The organism is Bartonella silvatica, from assembly GCF_040545155.1.
Lineage (GTDB): Bacteria > Pseudomonadota > Alphaproteobacteria > Rhizobiales > Rhizobiaceae > Bartonella > Bartonella silvatica.
In genome coordinates this window covers 1-1,999 of sequence record NZ_JBEPLI010000057.1, presented here as the reverse complement: position 1 = coordinate 1,999, position 1,999 = coordinate 1, and the positions used below count along the sequence as shown (strand labels likewise).

Sequence of the window (1,999 nt, the reverse complement as noted above, 5' to 3'; positions counted from 1 at the left end):
TTTCATATAAAGTATTTTTTTCTTCCCAAATAAATATTTTTAACATGCCCTCTTGCCATGAAAGTACCATCAACAACATCCCCCATAATCAACTTGATGTAGAATATCAGCATGATCATCGAAGCCATAAGTATCAAGGCTTGATTTCGAATCTTCTTGGGCACTTGTCCGTTATTTATTTTGATATCTCGGTTAACAGATTCAGTTTATAAGCGTTTTTACAGGCACTTTGTTAAGGCTCGAACCCCATTAAAAAACATTGAAAAAATGGAACGGTCAAAGAGAACGCTTTAACATATCCTTTATTGCACAGCGCCATTTTGGAACATAATGGGGGAAGAGACATTGTATCTCCAGCATCATTCAAGGAGATAAAACATGGAAACTCGTATTCCTAAAGACACACCATTTGATACCAACTTTCTAGAAGAAACATCTATAGAAACAGAGTATCCCTTTTTTCACACCCCCATTTCATGGTCAGCAATCTTAGCTGGACTGGTAACAGCTCTTGCTACATCAATTTGCCTCTCTTTTTTGGTGACAGCATTAGGTTTTAGCCAAATGGACTTCACTTCTTCAACACCTTTTGAAGGCTCTTTCCTTTCCTTTGGCATTGGATCTGTGATCGTAACATTGATCAGCCTTGCATTAGGCGCTTTTGTTGCTGGACGTTTTGCTGAATCCTCAGGCATCCTTCATGGCTTTTTAACTTGGGCTCTGTTAACACTTCTTATGACCCTCCAAGCCATTCATGTGGTTTCAAGCACAGCAAAAATAGGCGCGAAAGCGACCGGAGAAAGCGCCTCTATGCTCCAACAAACCATAGAGGGTTTCAAATCAAATCTTTCTCCCCTGCTTTCAAAATTCAACGGTGAAAGCTTTGAAAGCTTTTTGACAAAAAACAGCGACAGCAGCATCAATTTTGACAAACTACGTGGTGAATTACACACACTTCTCAAGAAAAATGATATCCCTGCCCTTAATCCTGACCGCTTAAAATATTCCTATCAGGCAGCTCTTGGAGATATTGGCGCGGCGATAACAGCTTTTAAGAATGAGCCTTCTCATTATCGCACCACTCTGAAAAATCTCGAAGAACGCCTTTCTGACCGTGCAAAAGCCATAACCACAAAACTTGATCGAAGCGATATCATCCATGCCCTTATGAACAATGGCATGACACGTGCCGAGGCACAAACAACGACCAACAATGCACTTCAACTCTATCAAACAGCTGAAGCAAAAACAGAGAAAGCCATCAAAGCCCTTGAGGAACAGGCTGAAACACTCTCTAAAAAACTTGATAGCTCCCTCAAAGATGCACGCCACATGGCCGATAAAGCCACAACAACCGCATCCCATATGGGATGGTGGGGTTTTCTAGGCAGCCTTATTGGTGCCATTACCTCCAGTATTTTTGGTTATTATGGGTATAGAAGTCGTAAGGACTCTTTCAAGCTTTAAAACTCTAAACGCTTCCAACATGAAGCATCCAATATGAAAATGATAAAAAGCTGTACATTTTGTACAGCTTTTTTGCATACAATATCTCTCCACGATAAGAGGATTTCCCTCACGTAAAACAACACACCACATTGTCATAAAATGCCACATTGTATTGTATATATTTTGTATTCACAAACTGGTTTTAAAGAAACATCTCTTAAAGAACACACAAACCCATTTCACGACAACACCCGTGAAGGATATACCGGTGAATTCCCCACCACCTCCATCTTTATACTTGCTTTATACGTGTGAAGGTAAAAACTGAACATTCTATTGCCCCACTCATAACTGTTGCCACTGCCCTTATACGGAGACATCAGAGACATTTCTTGCTTATACAGTTTGTATCGCCCCCCCCTCACTTGTGAGGTGTCAGGAACCTTTTTTTGATGAATTCACTATAATAAAAAGATTATGAGAGAACCTTACGATATTCAAGGGTCCCATACAATATCAACAATGCGAAATGATCTTTATCAATCAATGT

General features: G+C 40.0%; 1 protein-coding gene. It reads left to right on the top strand.

Going from position 1 to position 1,999, the window contains the following annotated elements:
- Positions 1-378: 378 nt before the first annotated feature.
- Positions 379-1,467: a TIGR04086 family membrane protein gene (locus ABID23_RS07815; protein ID WP_354190917.1), complete on the top strand. Its 1,089-nt coding sequence runs from the start codon at positions 379-381 to the stop codon at positions 1,465-1,467.
- Positions 1,468-1,999 lie beyond the last annotated feature (532 nt).

Excerpts from the sequence above, each read along its gene's own strand:
- ABID23_RS07815 (WP_354190917.1), top strand. The coding sequence starts at position 379 with ATGGAAACTCGTATTCCTAAAGACACACCATTTGATACCAACTTTCTA.